The organism is Paraburkholderia diazotrophica (assembly GCF_900108945.1).
Taxonomy (GTDB): Bacteria; Pseudomonadota; Gammaproteobacteria; order Burkholderiales; family Burkholderiaceae; genus Paraburkholderia; species Paraburkholderia diazotrophica.
Window position 1 is genome coordinate 20,368 of sequence record NZ_FNYE01000055.1, and the last position, 19,902, is coordinate 40,269.

21 protein-coding genes and 1 pseudogene are annotated in these 19,902 nt (G+C 60.5%); 15 read left to right on the forward strand and 7 right to left on the reverse strand.

Annotated elements, in window-relative coordinates; all coding sequences use genetic code 11:
- Positions 1-785: 785 nt before the first annotated feature.
- Positions 786-921 (forward strand): annotated as a pseudogene (locus BMW76_RS40755) (sigma factor-like helix-turn-helix DNA-binding protein); the annotation flags it as partial.
- Between the two features lie 165 nt (positions 922-1,086).
- Here BMW76_RS40755 and BMW76_RS36745 read toward each other — a convergent pair.
- A complete protein-coding gene (locus BMW76_RS36745) occupies positions 1,087-2,628 on the reverse strand; it encodes an IS3 family transposase (protein WP_090873683.1) in 1,542 nt (513 codons plus the stop codon).
- 227 nt (positions 2,629-2,855) lie between these two features.
- Between BMW76_RS36745 and BMW76_RS42320 the strand changes: the two genes are divergently transcribed.
- Complete coding sequence (locus tag BMW76_RS42320; RefSeq protein ID WP_245763544.1) at positions 2,856-3,164, forward strand: IclR family transcriptional regulator domain-containing protein; 309 nt, start codon at positions 2,856-2,858, stop codon at positions 3,162-3,164.
- Between the two features lie 730 nt (positions 3,165-3,894).
- Here the strand turns inward: BMW76_RS42320 and ribA are convergent.
- Positions 3,895-4,536, reverse strand: a complete 642-nt coding sequence (gene ribA, locus BMW76_RS36755) for a GTP cyclohydrolase II (protein ID WP_090873684.1) — start codon at positions 4,534-4,536, stop codon at positions 3,895-3,897.
- Between the two features lie 397 nt (positions 4,537-4,933).
- Here ribA and BMW76_RS36760 point away from each other — a divergent pair, with 397 nt between their 5' ends.
- Complete coding sequence (locus tag BMW76_RS36760; RefSeq protein WP_090873685.1) at positions 4,934-5,368, forward strand: CBS domain-containing protein; 435 nt, start codon at positions 4,934-4,936, stop codon at positions 5,366-5,368.
- Between the two features lie 313 nt (positions 5,369-5,681).
- Here BMW76_RS36760 and BMW76_RS36765 read toward each other — a convergent pair whose 3' ends face one another.
- Entirely contained in the window at positions 5,682-6,014 is a 333-nt protein-coding gene (locus BMW76_RS36765) for a DUF4148 domain-containing protein (protein WP_090873686.1), read from the reverse strand.
- A 293-nt stretch (positions 6,015-6,307) separates the two neighbouring features.
- Positions 6,308-6,925: a DNA-3-methyladenine glycosylase gene (locus BMW76_RS36770; RefSeq protein ID WP_090873687.1), complete on the reverse strand. Its 618-nt coding sequence runs from the start codon at positions 6,923-6,925 to the stop codon at positions 6,308-6,310.
- A 405-nt stretch (positions 6,926-7,330) separates the two neighbouring features.
- Here BMW76_RS36770 and BMW76_RS36775 point away from each other — a divergent pair, with 405 nt between their 5' ends.
- Together BMW76_RS36775 and BMW76_RS36780 are read left to right on the forward strand one after the other, a co-directional pair.
- Entirely contained in the window at positions 7,331-7,687 is a 357-nt protein-coding gene (locus BMW76_RS36775; protein ID WP_090873688.1) for a BON domain-containing protein, read from the forward strand.
- Between the two features lie 227 nt (positions 7,688-7,914).
- A complete protein-coding gene (locus BMW76_RS36780; protein ID WP_090873689.1) occupies positions 7,915-9,000 on the forward strand; it encodes a calcium:proton antiporter in 1,086 nt (361 codons plus the stop codon).
- 63 nt (positions 9,001-9,063) lie between these two features.
- Here the strand turns inward: BMW76_RS36780 and BMW76_RS36785 are convergent, their stop codons facing one another.
- The gene (locus BMW76_RS36785; RefSeq protein ID WP_090873690.1) at positions 9,064-9,939 is read right to left on the reverse strand and encodes a LysR substrate-binding domain-containing protein; all 876 of its coding nucleotides are present in this window, start codon (positions 9,937-9,939) and stop codon (positions 9,064-9,066) included.
- A gap of 274 nt (positions 9,940-10,213) precedes the next feature.
- On the opposite strand from BMW76_RS36785, the gene BMW76_RS36790 reads away from it, so the two are divergent.
- The 5 genes from BMW76_RS36790 (at position 10,214) to BMW76_RS36810 (ending at position 13,993) form a co-directional block, all read left to right on the forward strand.
- Positions 10,214-11,023, forward strand: a complete 810-nt coding sequence (locus BMW76_RS36790) for a transporter substrate-binding domain-containing protein (RefSeq protein ID WP_090873691.1) — start codon at positions 10,214-10,216, stop codon at positions 11,021-11,023.
- A 65-nt stretch (positions 11,024-11,088) separates the two neighbouring features.
- Positions 11,089-11,844, forward strand: a complete 756-nt coding sequence (locus BMW76_RS36795; protein WP_090873692.1) for an amino acid ABC transporter permease — start codon at positions 11,089-11,091, stop codon at positions 11,842-11,844.
- Complete coding sequence (locus BMW76_RS36800) at positions 11,841-12,497, forward strand: amino acid ABC transporter permease (RefSeq protein WP_090873701.1); 657 nt, start codon at positions 11,841-11,843, stop codon at positions 12,495-12,497. Before BMW76_RS36795 ends, BMW76_RS36800 begins: the two co-directional genes overlap by 4 nt.
- A 206-nt stretch (positions 12,498-12,703) precedes the next feature.
- A complete protein-coding gene (locus BMW76_RS36805) occupies positions 12,704-13,102 on the forward strand; it encodes a hypothetical protein (RefSeq protein ID WP_090873693.1) in 399 nt (132 codons plus the stop codon).
- Between the two features lie 72 nt (positions 13,103-13,174).
- Positions 13,175-13,993 (forward strand): alpha/beta fold hydrolase, encoded by an 819-nt coding sequence (locus BMW76_RS36810; protein ID WP_090873694.1) that lies wholly within the window; start codon positions 13,175-13,177, stop codon positions 13,991-13,993.
- Positions 13,994-14,083: 90 nt separating this feature from the next.
- Here the strand turns inward: BMW76_RS36810 and BMW76_RS36815 are convergent, their stop codons facing one another.
- Positions 14,084-15,037 carry a peptidoglycan DD-metalloendopeptidase family protein gene (locus tag BMW76_RS36815; RefSeq protein WP_090873695.1) on the reverse strand — a complete coding sequence of 318 codons (954 nt, stop codon included), beginning with the start codon at positions 15,035-15,037 and terminating at the stop codon, positions 14,084-14,086.
- A gap of 435 nt (positions 15,038-15,472) precedes the next feature.
- Here BMW76_RS36815 and BMW76_RS36820 point away from each other — a divergent pair, with 435 nt between their 5' ends.
- Positions 15,473-15,880 carry a polyketide cyclase gene (locus BMW76_RS36820; protein WP_090873696.1) on the forward strand — a complete coding sequence of 136 codons (408 nt, stop codon included), beginning with the start codon at positions 15,473-15,475 and terminating at the stop codon, positions 15,878-15,880.
- An 18-nt stretch (positions 15,881-15,898) separates the two neighbouring features.
- Here the strand turns inward: BMW76_RS36820 and BMW76_RS36825 are convergent, their stop codons facing one another.
- Positions 15,899-16,654, reverse strand: coding sequence for a DeoR/GlpR family DNA-binding transcription regulator (locus BMW76_RS36825; RefSeq protein WP_090873697.1), 756 nt, complete (start codon positions 16,652-16,654; stop codon positions 15,899-15,901).
- 168 nt (positions 16,655-16,822) lie between these two features.
- Between BMW76_RS36825 and BMW76_RS36830 the strand changes: the two genes are divergently transcribed.
- From BMW76_RS36830 to BMW76_RS36845, 4 genes are all read left to right on the forward strand, one after another.
- Entirely contained in the window at positions 16,823-17,410 is a 588-nt protein-coding gene (locus BMW76_RS36830) for an NUDIX domain-containing protein (protein WP_090873698.1), read from the forward strand.
- 581 nt (positions 17,411-17,991) lie between these two features.
- Positions 17,992-18,990, forward strand: a complete 999-nt coding sequence (locus tag BMW76_RS36835) for a helix-turn-helix domain-containing protein (protein ID WP_090873699.1) — start codon at positions 17,992-17,994, stop codon at positions 18,988-18,990.
- A gap of 65 nt (positions 18,991-19,055) precedes the next feature.
- On the forward strand, positions 19,056-19,553 hold the full coding sequence (locus BMW76_RS36840) for a hypothetical protein (protein WP_090873700.1): 498 nt from the start codon (positions 19,056-19,058) through the stop codon (positions 19,551-19,553).
- A 66-nt stretch (positions 19,554-19,619) separates the two neighbouring features.
- The coding region (locus BMW76_RS36845) for a transposase (RefSeq protein WP_143062256.1) at positions 19,620-19,902 on the forward strand (283 nt) is incomplete at its 3' end.

Genomic DNA, 19,902 nt, shown 5'->3' on the forward strand with positions numbered 1-19,902 from the left:
GGCAAAGGAATAGCTATTGAGCGGCGGAGCGCCAGTTGCCGGCCTTGATGTTGTTGTATCGCCGAGCATGCGCCCGGAGTTTTTCCGCCTCGGATACTCATCTTGCCTGCCCCTGATGTCGCATCATTTCGTTTCGTTTCGCCGGCGCTTAATGGCGAAGGGTCTTATGCCATGCGAAAGCGCTGTTTATTCAAATAATGAGCACTATGTGAGACGCGGGTCGAGCTACTCGCGTTATATGCGCTGCCTTGCACGAGCGTATTGTGTAAGAAAAGGAAAGTTGTGTGCTCATGGGAACTTTCTCATAAGGCTTTTCATTTGTCTATGGAAAGCCCATGACTATTTCCGGGTATTGCAAGATTTAACAATTAAAAGGGAGCAGCCACGATCGTGCGTTAGTCACGAAACTGCCCTGCAGTTATGCGTCGTGATTCGGTCGCAAACAGAAATGGTGAATAACAACGCGCGACGCGCGGTCCATCATTGTTGAAACGCTTCGTCGGATATTCCCGCAGAGTTATTTGGCCCCGTATAGTCTTTTAATGTATTTCTCGTTAATCACTCGAACCGACGGAATACTTTATTTGCCCCGAATTTGTGCAAATCGCCACAGTACTTTTGCAGCCTGCTTTGCTTTGACGCACATAAAAGTGCGCTCGGTAGTATTTGACTGTTGATGTTCACGCAGAATTGACCCACCTGAGCCCGTAGTTTTCATCGAATTTTGACCCACGTGATTGAATGTCCTGCTCAATCTTTGAGCGGGGACTACAGAGGTGATCACGGTGGGCATATTGGCCAAGATCAGGCGGATGTACTTCCGCGAGAAGGGTCCCGCGGCGCGAGATTGCGAGGCGCACGGGCCTGTCCCGAAACACGGTGCGCACGTGGCTGCGGCAGGCCGACGCCACCGAGCCGAAGTAACCAAAGCGTGTGAGTCCCAGTGTGATCGGGACAAGCGAAAAGCAGGACAAACAGGAACGCGGGCAGGCGCGAAAGCAGCCGCGTGACACAGGACCCGGGTGGGTCAGATTTACTTCGGCGAAGCGCCAGAATGTGGGGGTGCGGACAAATTCTTGGACTGATTTACGCCGCGATTCCAAGACTCTGCCGGTATTCGATGGGGCTGAGGGAACCGAGCGAGACCTTGATACGCTTTGCGTTATACCAGCGGATATACGAGTCAACGACTTCAATGAATTGATCAACGGTCGTGGCCCGCCAGTCACGAGGATAGAATAACTCCGTCTTGAGGTGCCCGAAGAAACCTTCGCACGCTGCATTATCCGGCGAACATCCTTTGCGCGACATCGAACGAATCAGTCTTGCATTACGCATCCGTGAGAGCCACCCCGGCCAGCGATAGTGTGCACCGCGATCGGAGTGAACCACAGGCCGTTCCTCGCAGGCAGCCAGCGACTCAATCGCCGAATCCAGCATGGTGTTGACGAGTTCGGCATCCGGCCGCGTGCTGATTGACCAACTCACAACGAGACCGTCGAAGCAGTCAATCACCGGCGACAGATACACCTTGCCGGCCGGAATCTGGAATTCGGTAATGTCCGTGAGCCATTTCTGATTCGGGGCAGCGGCGCGGAAGTCACGATTGATGATGTTCTCCGGCGCAGGGCTTATTTCTCCGCAATAGGAGCCGTAGCGACGTCGCCTGGTCGTGGCAACGGCCAGACCTTCCTGTCGCATCAAACGTCGCACCACCTTCTCCGAGATCACGATCTGCTGCCTGCCCAACGCCGCGTGGATCCGGCGATATCCGTAGCAACGGTGATTGAGTTTGAAGATATCCGCGATGACGCGACGCGCGTCAGCGTGCCTGTCAGCAACGAGCTGACGTGCACGGTGATAGAAGTAGGAACTGCGGGCAAGCCCCAGGGCCGCTAACAACTCTGGGAACGAATAGCTCTGCTTGAGGGCATCAACCAGCATCGTCTTCTCCCGGTTGCTCAGGAGTTGCGGGTCGATGCCCATTCCTTTTTTTATCAGTTCGTTTGCCTTCTTCAGGATGTCGTGCTCGAGCTGCAGTTGCCGGATGTCGCGTCGAAGCGATTCGACCTGCTGCTCCAGTTTCGCACGCTCGTCGTCCGGTGCTGGCTTCTTCTGGCGTTTCATGGATGCTGGGGCGTCACGACCGAGTAGCTGGTTCTTCCAATTGTAAAGCGTCGGCCTGCTCACGCCTGCTTTCCGGGCAACTAGGCGCGCGCTTTCCTCTCTGGTGCACAGCTCGATGACTGCCGCCTGCTTCACGTCCGGCGATTTCGGAACGCTGCCAGTTGCTCTGCCGACAACGCGTTTTCTGATTTCGGGATGCAGCTCTTCGATCCAGGCTGCAAGCGTCTCGCGACTCGGATAGCCTAAAGCCCTCAAGGTTGCGGCAGCACAGCGGTCATGGCTCAAATAATGACCGACAGCCGCCTTCTTCTGTTCAGCCGAATACCTCGGCCTCGAACGGACATAGCCGGCCCGCAGATCATGGCACTGTTCGTATTCGCGATGCCAGGCTTTGAGAGAATTCTTTGTTGGATAGCCCAACTGCCGGATGGTCGCCCCGAGGCGCTTGCCCAGCTTCAAGTAGAGTCGGACCGCTCGAATGCGATCTTCGTATGAGAACATGAACTACCTCCAGGTAGTCCAAGTTTTCGTCCGCGCCCCCTGTGGGTCAGAATTCAATCGGCGTTGACAGTTACAGGAGCGCCATGGTCCGTCAGTGCTACTGATCGCCTTTCTCGGCGACCATCGGGCCACGGGTGGATTCCGTCGCAGGCAACTACAGCGTCGCACCGTAGTTCGATACGAACGTTACCGCTCCGCTGCATGCCTCTGTTTCAGGAAAGATCTTGTTGAGTGACCGCACGCCGGAGCAACGTGATGTGCTCCTCGGGAGCCAGCCCTATGCCGGCCGCACGGAATTCACGGTCAGGGATCGCACGGCACTCTATGCAGAGTTGAATGACGTGCGGAAACGGGGATCGGCAACCAACCGGAACGAGAACGTTACTGGCATCTGCGCGGTGGGCACGCGACTGTCAGCGCCATCCCGGCGAGCGTCGGGCGCAATCGTTCTCACAGGGCCGAGCCGCTCTTTCGACAATGGTGACGAAGCCATGCGCGACGATCCGACGATCTGTCGAAGGCTTCGGGGCTGCTGAACTCGACCTCGCACGCCGTTCGCGCGATGTCGCAATCTCTTGGAATCTACACAGTGAACCGCCGCGTGCGTTCACGCGTAGCAGAGCAATCGTTTGGATCTCGAACACGGAAAGCCGACTAGGGCGCATCCAACGCGATCGCTTTACGCCACGCAGCCAACCTCAAGGCGGGAGCCCTTTCAGGGGTGCAAAGCGGTGCTAAAACATAACAACGGCAGGCTAGCGGAGCGCCTGTGGGAGCGCGTTTGCGTAGCGCCGGGCTGGTTACCACCAACCTGAAGCGCGATGAGAATTCATTGAAATGGTTCATGCCGAAAGGCGTGGCGATCAGATCACTGTTGCAATGACGTCGTGACAAATCCGCGAAAGGTCATCGCACCCGGCGTAGGTTTCTGCGGAAAAAGACACATGGCGTAGGTTTTCTCGCAATGGGAGAAAACCTACGCCGGCATGGCCGGTTCAGATATAGGAACGTGAGTGAAACTTGTCAACCAGGCGCTCAGATCTGAGCAACAGATCTCTTTTAAATCAATCAACTAAAACCACAACCGAATCCAAGCACGCTTTTCAGGAAGCCGTATATTAACTTTCTTTCATTCGTTCATTATTTTTAGAACGGCGGTAGACATCCGCACCCTTACGCTAGCTTGCCTCGGACAAATTCTTATAAATCAATCAATTGAAGATTGAATATCCAAATCCAGACGGGTTCTTCTCCACCACATTAAAGCTATTCGTTTTCCTCGAAGTAGTGCCCAAACTTCACCTGTTTCGTGCGGATATAGCGCTCGTTCTCTTCGCGCATCGGAATCGCCAGTGCGACCCGCTCGCACACGGGAATACCGTGCTTCGACAGCGTGTCGAACTTCTTCGGGTTGTTGCTCATCAGCCGCACGGACGTCACCTTCAACAGCCGCAGAATGGCGGCCGCCGAATCGTACTCGCGAGAGTCGTCGGGCAGGCCGAGGTCGAGATTCGCTTCGACGGTATCGCGGCCCTGCTCCTGCAACGCATACGCACGAATCTTGTTCGACAGCCCGATGCCGCGTCCTTCGTGTCCGCGCAGATAGAGCAGCACGCCGCAACCTTCGGCTGCGATATAGCGCAGCGCGAGATCCAGTTGTTCGCCGCAGTCGCAACGATACGAGCCGAGCACGTCGCCCGTCAGACATTCCGAATGCAGGCGCGTGAGCACCGACTGCCTGTTCGCGACATCGCCCATCACGAGCGCGACGTGTTCCGCGCCCGAGTCGTGTACACGAAACACATAGGACGTGAAGATGCCGTAGCGGGTTGGAAGCGTGGCCGTCGCGTCGAGCGCGACGCATTCGCCGGTAGGTGCGCCGTCTGCGTGCGACGGCTCGTGAGACATGGGCATGGCGTTAACGGTATTGCGGACATGAACCCGTGAACTAACGGGGATGAAGACCGGGCTAAAAAAGAAACCGGCGAACAAAGTACAGAGCGGAGTTTACCGCTAAACGGTGAATTCTACCTGTCGCGCTCCGCGATGGTGCGCGCGGGCGCTGCGGCGCATCCGCCATTGCACGAAACGGAGCGATCGAAGCCGAACGAACAACGGCGCCCATCGCTCGCATTGCCGTTTGCATGACATGCGTGCCGGCCCCCACGAAACCAGGCGAAGCGAGCGTCGCCGCAGCCGCTGTCGACGCCTATACTTCATCTGCGCCTGATCTGCGCTTGACGTGCCTCTCCTTCACCCCAGCGCGCCGCGGCCGGGCGTGCTGCACTGCAAACGGAGCCGCTCCATGACTAGCGTTGCACAAGTACTCAAATCGAAGCCGAATCAAGACGTCTACACCGTCGAGGCATCCGATTCCGTCTACAACGCCATCAAGCTGATGGCCGAAAAACAGATCGGTGCATTGATCGTCAAGGAGAACGGGTCGATCGCGGGGATCGTCACCGAACGCGACTATGCGCGCAAGATCGTACTGATGGACCGCTCATCGAAGACGACAGCCGTACGTGACATCATGAGCAGCGCCGTGCGCTTCGTGACGCTCGAGCAGACCACCGACCAATGCATGGCGCTGATGACCGAGCGCCGCATGCGGCACCTGCCCGTAATGGAGGGCGACAAGCTGATCGGCATGGTGTCGATCGGCGACCTCGTGAAGAACATCATCGCCGAGCAGCAGTTCACGATCCAGCAGCTGGAGCACTACATTCACGGCGCGTAGAAGCGCTTTCGCCCGCTGCTGTCGCACTTTGCGTTTCGCCGTCGCGACAGCGGCATTTGATACGCGGCATTTGACGCACAACGCGCCGCGCCTCAGCGTCAGTCCACTCGCTCGCACCAACAAAAAAAGCCCAATCCGCGAGGTTGGGCAAAGCCACCTTGCGGCGGCGGAGGTTCAAGCTTCGTCGACAGCGGCACGGCCGCGGGTCTTGAACCCCGTGCAGCGCCACCATCGCAATGTTTGTCATGCGCGTTTCATTGTTCTTCGAAAGCACGCATGAAGGGCCGCACACTTCGCGGCCCCTGGACGACGATCAATTGCCGAAGTAGATGTTGTTTTGCGCCGGGCTCAGCCGCTTCGCGGCGCCCGATTGCGACGAACCGTTGGTCGCCGTGCCATAACCCGTATCGGCGGCGGCCGCTTGCGCGACAGCGCCGTTCTGGGCCTGGACGCGTGCTTCGGCGGCCTGGATGTCGGCCGGATAGGTCGGATCGGAAGCCGTTGCGGGGTTATAGCCTGCCTTTTCCAGCTGGATCAGTTCCGAGCGAACCTGTGCGCGGGTGACGGGCTGGTTCGATTGCGCGAACGAAACGACGGGCGCGGCGAGAACAGCAGCGATGGCGACAGCCTTGATCAGCGATTTCATGGTAACTACCTCCAATGGTTGTTTTGTCAGCCGCTTCACACACCATGTATGAAGCCAGTGAATCGAGTTTAACCATCGGCATACCGAGGGAAAACCCCTATATCAGAGATACATAATTGCGCTGAGTGCAAAAGTTCTGGAGTCGTACGAGCCGCTGTCGATTCAAGGGACGGAGCGCCGCAACAATGACGGGCCGCATCCGGACTTGCCCAGACATGTGGCAAGCGCGACGACTGCCGCATGTCACGGCGTGCGGAACATCGACGGGCGTTCTGGAAACGCGGCGCCGCGCGTCATCCCGCTGACAGCAGCTTGCGCGGCCCGCTGACGAACGGACTCCCCGGCTCGTAAAAACGCAACAGGCGATGCGTCTCGCGCGCAATGCCGATGCGCGTCGTCACGGCGAACGGCGTGGGCTTTGCGTCGATCGCGCCGAGCCACAAGCCGCGCCCTGTGCAGAGGTCCGCGCCGTCAAAGCCCAGATCGATGCCCAGCGCGAGCGCGAGCCGGCCGGGCCCGCGCGCGAGATCGCGCGGCTTCGTATCCGGCCGGCGCGCCTGCATCCATTCGATGCCTTCGGCGGGCTCCAGCGCGCGGATCAGCACGGCGGCCCCCGTCCCTTCGTGCTCGCTGACCACGTTGATCACGTTATAGATGCCGTAGGTGAGCCGCACATACGCGTGCCCGCGCTCGAGGAACATCGAGCCGTTGTACGCGCGCCGCCCCGGCCACGCGTGATTGGTCGAATCGCCGACGGGATACGCCTCCGTCTCGACGATGCGCCCTGCCACGCGCCCTTCGCGCAGATCCTGGACCAGGTATTTACCCAGCATGAAGCGCGCAAGGTCAACCGTATCGACGGGTAGATCGTTGCGACGAAGAGGAACGATAGGAAGCGTTGTCGTGACCATGCGAGGATTCGTCGGTGGCAAACGGGTCGGCCGGGTCGGTCGCCTGGACCACGCAGTTTGCAGCATGATGACGCGCCGCCCGTATCCATGCACGATGCACGCAATCCGGCACGAATGACGTCGATCCGGCGCTCATTCGTTGTACCGATGCCTCATCCTGATGACCCATGTCTTCACCATGGAACCAATTGAGGTATCGTTACTGTCCGGCCAGCCGCATCGGTGTTCCGGCCTGCCCTCCAGATCGGCAGGCCACCCGATGCCTATCCAACCAGCAGCATCTTTCCAGCCGTTTTCATCGCGAAGTACCGAAGTGGTAGTGCAGTGGCATCACGTATGACGGCCCGTTTGTCGGGTGCGTTCATGCGTGACACCGTCGCAAATCATGACAACAGGAGAAAGTGTATGAAGGCGATTCAGGCAATCAAGTTGGTAGGTGGCGCGCTCGTGGTTCTCGCATCGATCAATGCCTATGCTCAGGCAAGCGATGCCGACATGACCAACCAGCCCAGCGCAAAGCAGACCGCGAAGGCAGCGAAATCGGCTGACCGCGCGCTGGCGAAGAAGGTGCGCGCCGCGCTGTCGAAGAGCAAGGACATCAGTGTCTCGAACATCACAGTCCGCGCGAAGAGCGGTGCGGTGACGCTGCAGGGCTCGGTACCGGAGCAGCCGCAAGTCGACAAGGCCACGCAGGTCGCGGAAAACGTGGCAGGCGTGACATCGGTGAAGAACGCGCTGACGATCCGCCCCGTCGGGCAATAAGTTCAACGCCAAAGCTCCCGGGGCTCGCGACGCGGGCGCCGGATCGTGCACGACACACACCGCTCTTCGCCGCGAGGAGCGGTGTTTTTCTTTGCACAATGCGCATCGCGACCCGACCTGTCATACATACGGCGAGCCGAACTGCTTTAATTTCGTGTACTCACGGCTCGTGAGTCTGCGCGTCCGCGCCAGGTCTTCCGAACAACGATAAACGGACTGAAACGCACATGGCATCGACTTCGCCCGTACTGCCCCGCTGGACGATCGCAGCCCCTCTGCTCGCGTGGGTCGTGCTCGGCGGCGCCTATGCGCTGCCCGGCAACGGACTGCTGGTGGCGCTCGCTGCCATCGCGCTGGGGTGCTCGGTATTCGCGGGCGTGCATCATGCGGAAGTGGTTGCGCATCGCATCGGCGAGCCGTTCGGCACGCTCGTGCTCGCCGTCGCCGTGACGGTGATCGAGGTCGCGCTGATCGTATCGGTGATGCTGTCGGCCGGCCCGGAGAAAGCAGGACTCGCGCGCGATACCGTGTTCGCCGCCGTGATGCTCGTGTGCAACGGCATTGTCGGCGTGTGCCTGCTGTTCGGCGGATTGCGCCATCGCGAGCAGGGCTTCCAGATTCGCGGCGCGAGCGCGGCGCTGGCCGTGCTCGCGTCGCTGTCGGGGCTGTCGCTCGTGATGCCCAACTACATAAGCGTCACGCTCGGACCCGCGCTCACCGCCTCACAGCTTGCGTTTGCGGGCGTGTCCTCGCTGGTGCTGTACGGCGTATTCGTGTTCGTGCAGACGGTGCGCCACCGCGACTACTTTCTCGCCGACGATGCCGGCGACGAAAACGCGCACGCCGCACCGCCCAGCGCGCGCATTGCGCTGACGAGCAGCGTATTGCTGATGGTGTGTCTCGTCGCCGTCGTGCTGCTCGCCAAAGTGCTGTCGCCCGTCGTCGAGCGCGCGGTACTCGAAGCGGGCGCGCCCATCGCCGTGGTCGGCATCGTGATCGCGGCGCTCGTGCTGCTGCCTGAAGGGCTTGCCGCCGTGCGCGCGGCGCGGGCCAACCGTTTGCAGACGAGCCTGAATCTCGCGCTCGGCTCGGCGCTCGCGAGCATCGGGCTGACGATTCCGACCGTCGCGCTGGTGTTCATCTGGATGAACCGTCCGCTCACGCTCGGCATCACGGGCAGGGACACCGTGCTGCTCGCGCTGACGCTTCTGATCAGCACGCTCACGCTCGGCACGGGCCGCACGACGATCCTTCAGGGAGCCGTGCACCTGTCGCTGCTGGCCGCCTATCTGTTTCTGTCTTTCGTGCCCTGATGCATCAGGGCATCGCGGAACCGGAATCTCGCGTTCGCGACGCTTAAGCACGCACGCCGCCGCTCAGCCCGCCCAGTGCCGGTCGATCCAGTCGCGAAACAGATTGACCTTCTGCTGATGCGCGACGCTGTCGGGATACACGAAGTAGTAGCGCGCGCCCGTCGTGAGCACGGCATCGAAGGGACGCACGAGACGCTGCGCGGCCACGTCTTCTTCGATCAGCGCGAGATCGCTGATCGCGACGCCGAAGCCTTGCAGCGCGGCGTTGGTCGCGAGATCGAGCGTATCGAAGCTCGGGCCATGATCCGCGTCGACATCGCGCGCGTCCACGTAGTCGAGCCACATCTTCCAGTCGCGATGATCGCGCGTCGGATGCAGCAGTGTGTGGCGCGTGAGGTCGGCGGCGCTCGCGAGCGGCTTGTCCTGCAATAGCTGCGGCGCGCACACGGGCGTCAGCCGCTCTTCGAAGAGCGGCACCGACTGCACCTCCGCGCCCGCCGACGTGCCATAGACGATCGCCGCATCGAACGGCTCGACCTGGAAATCGACATCGTGCTGCCACGTCGTCGTAATCTGCACGTGAAGATCGGGATACTCGGCCTGGAACAGCATGATCTTGGGCAGCATCCAGCGCATTACACAGGTCGGCACTTTCAGCGCGAGATCAGTACGCTGGCGCGTGAGCCGCAGCGATATTTCTTCGATCCGCGCAAAGCTCTCCTTGACGGCAGGCAGCAGCAATTCGCCTTCTGCCGTCAACGTCAGACCTTTCGCGTGACGCTTGAAAAGCGGGAACCGGTAATAGTCCTCGAGCGCGAGAATCTGGCGGCTCACGGCGCCCTGCGTGAGACACAGATGCTCGGCCGCGCGCGTGAAGCTGCGATGGCGCGCCACTGTCTCGAAGATCTGCAAGGCGTTCAAGGGCGGAAGTCGTCGCATGGGCGTGGATCGCATCAGTAAAAATCATCGGACGTGGCACTTCGACACGAAGCACGCGGCCGACCATTCCCAAGCATACGCGATCCAAAATTCTCCGGGCACCGTTCGTCATGCACGGCGCTCATGCGGCATCGGCTGCGGGACAACCCGTACGGCATGAGCGCACGTCATGGCGCCCATGCGCAGATTTCGATTGTTCGCGGATTTTGGCAAACCTAGAGTGACCCTCACCCGCAGTCCCTGCAGCGCCAACCTTCAACGAAAGGATGCACCGATGACCCTCGCCGCCCTCTCCCGCCGCCGCTTCTCCCACGCGTTCGCGGCCTTTGCCTTGACGGGCGCCGCGCTGTCCGCGTTCGCCCCGCTCGCGCATGCGGATGCGCTCGACACGATCACGAAGGCGGGCGTCGTGCGCGTCGGCGTGTTCGAGGACTATCCGCCGTTCGGCTCGATCGGCCCCGACATGAAGCCGCAAGGCTATGACATCGACGTCGCGAACCTGCTCGGCAAGTCGCTCGGCGTGAAGGTGGAGCTGGTGCCCGTGACGGGCGACAACCGCATGGCCTATCTCGCCGACCACAAGGCGGACATGCTGCTGTCCGTCGGCCAGACGCCCGAGCGCGAGAAGGTGATCGACTTCTCGCAGCCCTACGCGCCCTACTACCTCGCCGTGTTCGGGCCGAAGTCGCTGAAGGTGAAGGACGCGAACGATCTCGCGGGCAAGAGCATTTCGGTTGCGCGCGGCACGCTGGAGGACCTGAGCGTGACGAAGATCGCGCCGCCGTCGGCGAACATCAAGCGCTTCGACGATCCGAACGGCGCTATTTCTGCATTTCTTTCTGGTCAGGTACAGTTGATGGTCGTCGGCAACGATGTGGGCGCGACAATACTCGCGCGCCATCCCGCCAACGATCCGGAGCAGAAGTTCTCGCTGTTCAGTTCGCCCGATCACGTCGGCTTGAACAAGAACGAGCCGCGCCTGCTGAAAAAAGTCGACGAAACCATCGCGCGCGCCCGCAAGGACGGCACGATGAACGCGATCTCGCAGAAGTGGCTGCGCGCGCCGTTGCCGGAGAATCTCTGACCCTTGCGTTGATGTTCTCGCGTTGAAGTTCCCTCGATAGCCGATGCCACGATGAGCCGCATACGATGAGTTACACGTTCGATTTCAGCAGCTTCGACATGTATGCGGGCATGCTCGCGCATGGCGTCGGCGTCACGCTCGGGCTCACGGCCGTCTCGACGGTGCTGGGCGGCGTCGTCGGCATTGCGGGGGCGGCGGCGGCCGCGTCCGGTCCAAAATGGGCGCGCGCGCTGATCGCAACATATGTCGAGTTGATCCGCAACACGCCGTTTCTCGTGCAGCTCTTCTTCGTGTTCTTCGGGCTGCCGAGCCTCGGCATTCACATCGACGAAATCGAGGCCGCGATACTCGCGATGACGGTCAATCTTGGTGCATACGCAATCGAAATCGTGCGCGCCGGCATCGAGTCGATTCCGCACGGACAGGTTCAGGCCGCGCAGGCGCTCGGCCTCGAGAAGCGCCAAGTGTTTCGCCATGTCGTGCTGCCGCAGGCGGTCGCCAATGTGTTTCCCGCGTTGCTGAGCCAGGTGCTGATCGTGATGCTCGGCTCGGCTGTCGTGTCGCAAATCTCGGTGCCCGATCTGACCTACGCGGCGAACTATATCCAGTCGCGCAACTTCCGCTCGTTCGAAGCGTACGTGATCATCACCGCGACGTATCTGGTGCTGTCGATCGTCTTGCGTCAATTGCTGAACCGGTTCGGCAAAGGGCTTTTCGCGGGGCGCGCGGCCCGCTCAGCGAATACGCCGCGCGGCCTCTTTCGCCACCTTCTCGCATGGCGCGGCGCGCGCCCGGCGCCGTCGACGGAGCGCTCGTCATGATCGAATTCACGCTGTGGGACATCGCGCGCAATCTGTTGCTCGCCGCGCGCTGGACGGTGCTGCTGTCGCTGATCGCGTTCGTCGGCGGCGGCATCGTCGGGCTGTTGCTGCTTGCAATGCGCGTGTCGCCGTTGCCGTGGCTGAGGCGCATCGTCGTGCTGTATGTCGAGCTGTTCCAGGGCACGCCGTTGCTGATGCAGCTCTTTCTCGCGTTCTTCGGCCTGCCTTTGCTCGGCGTCGACGTGTCGCCGTGGGTCGCCGCGACCGTCACGCTGACGCTCTACACGAGCGCGTATCTCGCGGACATCTGGCGCGGCTGCGTCGAAGCGATACCGCGCGGACAATGGGCCGCGGGCGCAAGCCTCGGCATGACGTTCGGCCAGCAGTTGCGCTATATCGTGTGGCCGCAGGCGCTGAAGATCGCCGTCGCGCCGACGGTCGGCTTTCTCGTGCAAGTGGTCAAGAGCACGGCGCTCACGTCGATTATCGGCTTCATCGAACTCACGAAGACGGGCACGATGATCACCAACGCCGCGTTCCGTCCATTTCCGATCTACGGAATGGTGGCGCTGCTGTACTTCGCGATGTGCTTTCCGTTGACGTGGTATGCGCGCGTGCTGGAGCGCAAGCAGAAGGTCGGGCAGCATCGCTGATCTGCTGATCGTTAAGTACGTTCGCGTATGCACACAGCGTGCATCGACCCATTGGCATGCCATCAAAGACGAGGCCAACCGATTGTAGTGGCGCGTGAAGAAACGTGTGTGCGGACTGCCCGCCGAGGCGATCGCTCGATACCGATTGCACCCGTGTCCGATGTCGCGTGTAATAGCCGGGCAAACTTTCGCCCTGGAGTCGAACGATGAACGACCAACGCGCCATTCAGTTTCTTGGGGACATTCGCAAGCCGCTGCTCGTGCTGCACAAAGCGATACTCGATCACGAGCGCGCGTCGTATGAAAAGGAGTTCGGGCCGGTCACGCCCGCAGCGTTCCTGCAGGTGTTGATCAACGGATCGGGCTTTCGCTGGCTGACGCCGCTATCGACGGTGATTGCCAATGTCGACGAGATTCTCGACAACGACGAAGCGACTTCCGTTGAACGCATCGCGGCCGTCGAATCGACAGTGGGCCTTTTCTCCAACGACGTACCGGGCAATCTGTTTCTGCTGCGCTATCGGCAGATCTTGCAAAACAGCCCCGAAATACTTCATGCACATGGGCAGGTCGCGCCGATATTGAAATCGGTCGAAGGGGCGTGACTCATCGTTATCCATCGTGATCCTTCGACATGAATCGCGTACGCACGGTTCGCGAAATGGAGTTCAGCACCGATGAAGCAATGGACGCTCGATCAAACGTTCACGTACCGGGATCAGGCCGTTCGCTATCGGACCTTCGGCGATGGTCCGCCCATCGTTCTGATTCACGGCACGCCGTTTTCGTCGTGGGTATGGCATCGGATCGCGCCGCATCTCGCGCATGAACGCAAGGTGTATGTCTACGATCTGCCGGGCTATGGACAGTCCGAAATGCGTGACGGCCAGGATGTGTCGCTCGGCGTACAGAATGGCGCGCTGGCCGCGCTGCTCGCGCATTGGAAGCTCGACGCGCCCGATGTCGTCGCGCACGATTTCGGCGGCGCGACGGCGCTGCGCGCGCATCTGATCGATGGCTGCGAATATCGAAGCCTGACGCTGATCGACCCGGTTGCCGTCGCGCCCTGGGGCTCGCCGTTCGTGAGGCACGTGCGCGAGCATGCGGCGGCGTTTGCTGGCCTGCCCGCGTATATCCATGCGGCAATCGTCGATGCGTATATTCGCGGCGCGGTCTCTCGAACGATTTCCGATGAAACACTCGCGCCCTATGTCGAGCCTTGGCTCGGCGATGTCGGGCAGCCGGCCTTTTATCGTCAGATCGCGCAGATGGATCAGCGCTATACGGATGAAGTCGAAGCGCGCTATCCGCAGATGCGCTGCCACACGCAGATTCTGTGGGGCGAAGATGACCAATGGATTCCCATCGAGCGCGGACGGCATCTCGCGAGTCTCGTGCCCGGCGCGCGTTTTCAGGCCGTGCCGAACGCCGGACATCTGATGCAGGAAGACGCGCCCGAAGCGATCGTCGCCGCAGTCATGCGCTGGATCGGTTGAGCAACGGACGCAAACGCAGCAAGGCTCCGGCGAGCTTTCATTCGCCGGAGCCTTGGGACCCTACTCCTTGCGCGCGTTGAAGCGGCTCGATCAGCTCCGTTGATGCGGCAGAAAAGGCATCGGATCGATCGGCTTGCCGTCGTGGCGCAACTCGAACAGCACGGAGACGCGCGAGTTGTTCTCGCTGCCCATCTCGGCAATCTGCTGCCCCTTGCGCACGATGTCGCCCGTCTTCACGAGCAGTTTGCGATTGTGCGCGTAAGCCGTCAGAAAGTCCTTGTTGTGCTGGACGATGATGAGGCTGCCGTATTCGTTGAGCCCCGTGCCCGCGTACATGACCTTGCCGTCCGCCGCGGCGCGGATCGGATCGCCCGGCTTGCCGCCGATTTCGATGCCGCGCGTCTCGCCCGGCTGGAAAGCCTCGACGACGCTCCCCTGCGCCGGCCAGATGAGCGACACGCCCTTCGCATGACGCGACACTTCGGCATTCACTTCGCGCGCCTCGGCGGCGCTCGGCGCAGGCGCGGCGGCCGAAGCCGTCGTGCTCTGTGCGTTGTTGTTCGAGCCGGTGCTGCCATTCGAATCGCTGCCCGTTGCGCTGCTGACCATCGCGCCCGATGTATTGCCAGCGTTCGCGTTCACGCTCGACGTCGATCCGTTCGATGCCGAAGAAGATGTCACCGGCACCGCGACCATCTTGACGGCATCCGGCGACGACACCTTCAGCGACTGACCGGCCCGCAAGCGCGCGTGCGGCTTCAGATGATTCCACGCGACGATCTGCGCGACCGTCACGTCATGGCTGCGCGCGATGCGGACAAGCGAATCGCCGCGCCGCACCTTATACATGACGGGCGGCACGGGCTGCGCGACCATCTGCGTCGCGGGTTGCATGGGCGTTGAATTTGCCGCCGTCTGGTTGCTCGCGGCCGCGTCATTGTTATTCGCATTCTGTTCGCCGACGTGCGCGCAGGCGCCCAGCATCAAGGCGAGTGCAAAGCTTGCGAAACTGGCCCACGTCTTGTCGAGTCCACTCATCGACATCTGCTCTCCCGCATTGTTCGTTAAAGACCGGATGCGCGCGTCTGCCTGCTCTGCACGTGTCGACCGACACTTGCGAACGGTGGCGCAGCATGCCGCCTTGTTGCGGCTGCAACCTTCCGGCGCTGTGCCGTGATCAGCCGATGCCCTGCCGGAGCCGCGTCAAACGTAGTGCGATCTTCCGTCAAAAGGGCCAGATTACCCGTCTAAAATGAATCCGCATTGTAGAGTGCGTGCGCCGGAAAAACGGGCGGCCCCAACACTCTGATACAAATGAAATGTTTAACGGCGGTATTTTTGCTTGCCCCGCGCCGCGACGCCCGTCGCGCGGGCATCCAGGCATCATGGGCAACCGCTCAATCTCATATCGGCATGACGCGCGCGAAACTTGAGACGCGCAGCGTTATCACCGCCGTTGCTCTTTCTGGAGACGAACCCATGACTGGCCCTGTCGAATCGAAAACCATCAGCGTGTCGATCGCGCGCGATTGGCGCGAAGTGTACGCATTCATGGAGCACCCGCTGTCGTTCGCGCAGTGGGCATCGGGGCTCGGCAAGCCGTTGCGCGGAGAAGGCTCGCAGTGGACCTTCGAAAGCGCCGACGGCCGTCCCATCACCGTGCGCTTCACGCCGCACAATCCGTATGGCGTGCTCGATCATTATGTGACGACCGAGCACGGCGACGAGATTCACGTTCCGTTGCGCGTCATCGCGAACGGCGACGGTGCCGAAGTGCTCTTGACGCTGCTACGAACAGCGGACATGAGCGACGCGCGATTCGCCGCCGACGCCCAATGGGTCGAGCGCGATCTCGCCGCGCTGAAGCGGTTTCTCGAGAAGCGCTAGCGCAACGCGCGCGTCGCTTCATGCACGTACGATCGTTACGCCGAGCGCATCGAAGGGCGCGGTCGCTTCGCGAGGCGTGCCCTTCTCGACGACGATCGTACTGACTGCGTCGATGTCCGCGATCTTGTACGCGGAGGCGGCGTTCAGCTTCTCCGACGACGCCAGCACGACCGTCTCCGCTGCATGCGCCGCAAGCGCGCGCTTGATGTACGCCTCTTCCAGATCGCCGGTGCTGAGCCCTGCCTCGGGATGAACGCCTGTCACGCCCATGAAGTAGAGATCGGCGCGAATGTGGCTGAGCGCTTCGATGGCAGCGGCGCCCACCGTCACCATCGAATGACGAAAGAGCCGCCCGCCGATCAGCACGACTTCGAGCGCTTCGTGTTCCGCCAGTTCGACCGCGATGCTCGGACTGTGGGTGACGATCGTCGCGCGCAGATCGATCGGGAGATGGCGGACCAACTGGATCGCCGTCGTGCCGCCGTCGACGATCGCAATCTGCCCCGGCGCGATCATCTGCGCGGCGGCGCGTCCGATCGCCGCCTTCGCCTCCGAGCCGATCGACCGACGCTTCGCCAGATCCGCCACGGCCGGTGACGACGGCAACGCGCCGCCATGGACGCGCTGCAACTTGCCCTCGGCGGCAAGCTCGCGCAGGTCGCGCCGCACCGTGTCTTCCGATACGCCGAACGATTCGCTCAGCGGCTTCGCCAGCACCTGGCCGTCGCGCTTGAGCGCATCGAGGATCAGTTTCTTGCGTTGAGAGGTCAGCATCCGTTTGCCTGAAATGACGGTCCGCGATAACCGGCTACGCGGCTATGCACGATTTTTCTTGATTTTGCACGAACCTGCACGATACCATGATTCGACCGCGCGGTGCATCAGGGCCGCGCCCTGACGGAATCGCCGCCCGCGATGCGGCCTTCGAGACAAGGAGTGCACATGAACGAAACCGCTGAACGGGTGCGTATCGTCAGCGTGCAAGTGTTATCCGACGACTGGTACGTGCTGAAGAAAACCACTTTCGACTATCGGCGCGCCGACGGCAGCTTGCAGCGGCTGAGCCGCGAGACCTATGACCGCGGCAACGGCGCGACGCTTCTTCTCTACGATCCGCGGCGCAGGACCGTCGTGCTCACGCGCCAGTTCCGCTTCCCCGCCTTCGTCAACGGCCATGATGGGATGTTGATCGAGACGCCGGGCGGGTTGCTTGAAGAAGCGTCACCGGAAGAAAGAATTCGCGCCGAGGTCGAAGAGGAAACGGGCTATCGAGTCCAATCGGTGCGCAAAATCTTCGAGGCGTTCATGAGCCCGGGCTCGGTGACGGAGAAGGTCTATTTCTTCGTCGCCGAATACGACGCGGGCGCGCGCGTGGGCCGAGGCGGCGGAGTCATCGACGAGGGCGAAGACATCGAAGTGCTCGAATTGCCCCTCGTCGATGCACTAGCGATGGTTGCGCAAGGCGAGATCATGGACGGCAAGACCATCATGCTGTTGCAGTATGCGGGTTTGTATTTATTTCGGGAGTGAGCGCACAGATACGAGCGAAACGCGCAATAGAAAGTCGCGCCGCGCTTCGGATAAAGCGCGACGCGAAATGCGTTGCTCCCAATTTGCTCACGGAAAACAAGACGAACCCGGTCATAGACGACGCATTTATTTCCGGCACGCGGGCACCGTCATCGACGAACAAAAAGCGTGCGTTCCGCGCCGCCGTCCGCCCCACCTGCGTCTTCATTCGATGACTTCCGCTATTGATGAGTATGTTGACTGGCGCGCAGTCTGATTCGTTTTCTTTTCATTTGGGATATTTACTATTTATTTTGTTTAACGTCGTTAGGCTTGCACGCACATCTGTATCTGTGTGCATGCTCACCAATTCTGAATTAATCCGTCATCGAATTTCGATTCGCCATTGGTAATCACGCTACTGGTGACATCTGCAAGCCGAATCGGAATTGTCTGATTGGATGCGCGGAACCATCTCAGTATCCTCAGCGCCTCTATGTGGCGCGCGCTTAAATCAACAGAGAGCTTCGAACCGGCCCGTTCGTCGTCAACGCTCAACTCGCTTCGCGCCAAGGCTTACCGACACCGGCAGAGAGGCATCGATGCAAACCACTTACCACGACGTTTCGCGTAAGCTCGACCGCACTTTTGCAAACCGCGCTGCGAGTTTTAATGCTCGTGTAATCGCGATCGTCGTCTTCGATGGATTTTCGATCTTGCCGGCTGCCGAGATCGTCGATGTATTCGACAAGGCGAATCAGGTTCTGGCAGTACGACATGGTGACGCTCCTTCCTATCGGACCATCTTTGTTTCGATCCACGGTGGTTGTGTGTCGAGCTCGGCGCAAATCGATGTTTTGACGCAAACTGCTGACCAGCTTCGATCTCCGCGGGCGACTTTCGTCGCGGGCGGGGAAAGACTTACTGGGTTCGAATCGGACGTGCCATTTAGCGAATGGCGTCGCGCAAAGACCTCTCATGCCGAAGAGATCTTCGCTATTGCTAATGGCGAAGACGCGCTATTTGCTCTTGGTACGTCTTCGCGAAGACTTTCTCAGCGCATGCAGACATCTGTTACGGGCGAATTGCGGCTCGTCGGCGCGATGGGCAACAGCGCGGCTGGCCAGACCGCGCGATCTGCAGTGCGGCATGCGCTAGAACTGATATGGCAAGACTTCGGCGTATCCGTTTTGCGCCGTGTGCTCGATCTTCTTCCCGATACTCGATGGCCAGACTTCGAGGCTATTGCTAGCGATAGCGCAAAGTCAATCAAGGAGAAGATCCACGAAAGCGCGCAATGGATTACGCGCAATTGCAGCAAGGCGATTTCGATTACTGTCGCGGCACAAACGGCGGGAATGAGCGACCGCTCGTACTTGCGACACTTTCGAGCCGAAATGGGTATAAGGCCATCTGAGCATTTGCGCCGCTCACGCGTTGAACTAGCCACGGCGTTGCTCGAATCGAGCGATCTGCCGGTCGACAAAATCGCGCGGCGGTGCGGATTGACCAGCGGAGAATGTCTGGCGCGATTGTTTCGGCAAGTTTTGCATATTTCACCGACGGAATATCGGAGCCGTTTTCAGTCCGGCCGCGCATAGTCATTCGACAGCCTTCCGACCGGCGCCGCGTTGCGGAACCTCAACGCTCTCTGGCGAAACATCTCATGCTCATATCTGTTACAAAGGCCGGCGACTCACTGTTCATCGCAGGAGCCGCTTATGTGTCGCACGTTGCCGTATTTGGTGGATCATCGCTTGCGGATGCCGATCTGTTCCTGGCGCTGCTTGGCTTCACACTGCCTTTCATAACGTTTCGCGCGACACACGTCTACCGACCGTATCGAGGCGACTCTGCGTCAGTAAATGCCGCCCGCGCCATTGCGGCATGGCTGACCGCACAGGCATTGCTCGCGCTGTTGTCGCGCGTCGCTGATGTCAACCCATTGCGCAATCAATGGCTACTCTGCTGGACAGGACTCGCAGCCGTTGAACTCGTGCTCGAGCGGTGTGCGTTATACGCTTTTCCGCCAACGTTGCGCTTGTGTGGCTTGGGGGCTGTACGTATTGCGATCGTTGCGCCGAACGCAGGCACTCGTGACATCCTGACTCGGATCGCGCCACAGACGCATGACGCGTTCGTCCCCGTGCTAAGGCAATGCTGATTAAGTCCACCGCTTGTGCGCATCAAGCGTTATAGAGTGCACAAGCAACGAGAAAGGCAAAAGGCAATGAAGCAGCAGACGCTCGCAATGGCCGCGGATCAAGGCGCGGGGTTTGAGACCCGACGCAAACGCACGCGACGCGACGAGTTTCTTGACACGATGAACACGATCGTTCCGTGGACCGAACTGTGCGCGGTAATCGAGCCGTACTATCCGAAACGCGGTAACGGTCGACCGCCGATTGGTTTGGAGCGCATGCTGCGGATTCACTTCGTGCAACACTGGTTCAATCTGGCCGACTTCGCTTGCGAAGAGGCTTTGTATGACAGCACTAGCCTGCGTCGTTTTG

Bases quoted from the DNA above. Each gene is read 5' to 3' on its own strand.
- BMW76_RS36800 (WP_090873701.1), top strand. From the start codon at position 11,841: ATGATCGAATTCACGCTGTGGGACATCGCGCGCAATCTGTTGCTCGCC.
- BMW76_RS36765 (WP_090873686.1), bottom strand. From the start codon at position 6,014: ATGAAATCGCTGATCAAGGCTGTCGCCATCGCTGCTGTTCTCGCCGCG.
- BMW76_RS36780 (WP_090873689.1), top strand. From the start codon at position 7,915: ATGGCATCGACTTCGCCCGTACTGCCCCGCTGGACGATCGCAGCCCCT.
- BMW76_RS36795 (WP_090873692.1), top strand. From the start codon at position 11,089: ATGAGTTACACGTTCGATTTCAGCAGCTTCGACATGTATGCGGGCATG.
- BMW76_RS36790 (WP_090873691.1), top strand. From the start codon at position 10,214: ATGACCCTCGCCGCCCTCTCCCGCCGCCGCTTCTCCCACGCGTTCGCG.
- BMW76_RS36835 (WP_090873699.1), top strand. From the start codon at position 17,992: ATGCAAACCACTTACCACGACGTTTCGCGTAAGCTCGACCGCACTTTT.
- BMW76_RS36785 (WP_090873690.1), bottom strand. From the start codon at position 9,939: ATGCGACGACTTCCGCCCTTGAACGCCTTGCAGATCTTCGAGACAGTG.
- BMW76_RS36815 (WP_090873695.1), bottom strand. From the start codon at position 15,037: ATGTCGATGAGTGGACTCGACAAGACGTGGGCCAGTTTCGCAAGCTTT.
- BMW76_RS36840 (WP_090873700.1), top strand. From the start codon at position 19,056: ATGCTCATATCTGTTACAAAGGCCGGCGACTCACTGTTCATCGCAGGA.
- ribA (WP_090873684.1), bottom strand. From the start codon at position 4,536: ATGTCTCACGAGCCGTCGCACGCAGACGGCGCACCTACCGGCGAATGC.
- BMW76_RS36805 (WP_090873693.1), top strand. From the start codon at position 12,704: ATGAACGACCAACGCGCCATTCAGTTTCTTGGGGACATTCGCAAGCCG.
- BMW76_RS36770 (WP_090873687.1), bottom strand. From the start codon at position 6,925: ATGGTCACGACAACGCTTCCTATCGTTCCTCTTCGTCGCAACGATCTA.
- BMW76_RS36760 (WP_090873685.1), top strand. From the start codon at position 4,934: ATGACTAGCGTTGCACAAGTACTCAAATCGAAGCCGAATCAAGACGTC.
- BMW76_RS36775 (WP_090873688.1), top strand. From the start codon at position 7,331: ATGAAGGCGATTCAGGCAATCAAGTTGGTAGGTGGCGCGCTCGTGGTT.
- BMW76_RS36745 (WP_090873683.1), bottom strand. From the start codon at position 2,628: ATGTTCTCATACGAAGATCGCATTCGAGCGGTCCGACTCTACTTGAAG.
- BMW76_RS36830 (WP_090873698.1), top strand. From the start codon at position 16,823: ATGAACGAAACCGCTGAACGGGTGCGTATCGTCAGCGTGCAAGTGTTA.
- BMW76_RS36820 (WP_090873696.1), top strand. From the start codon at position 15,473: ATGACTGGCCCTGTCGAATCGAAAACCATCAGCGTGTCGATCGCGCGC.
- BMW76_RS36810 (WP_090873694.1), top strand. From the start codon at position 13,175: ATGAAGCAATGGACGCTCGATCAAACGTTCACGTACCGGGATCAGGCC.
- BMW76_RS36825 (WP_090873697.1), bottom strand. From the start codon at position 16,654: ATGCTGACCTCTCAACGCAAGAAACTGATCCTCGATGCGCTCAAGCGC.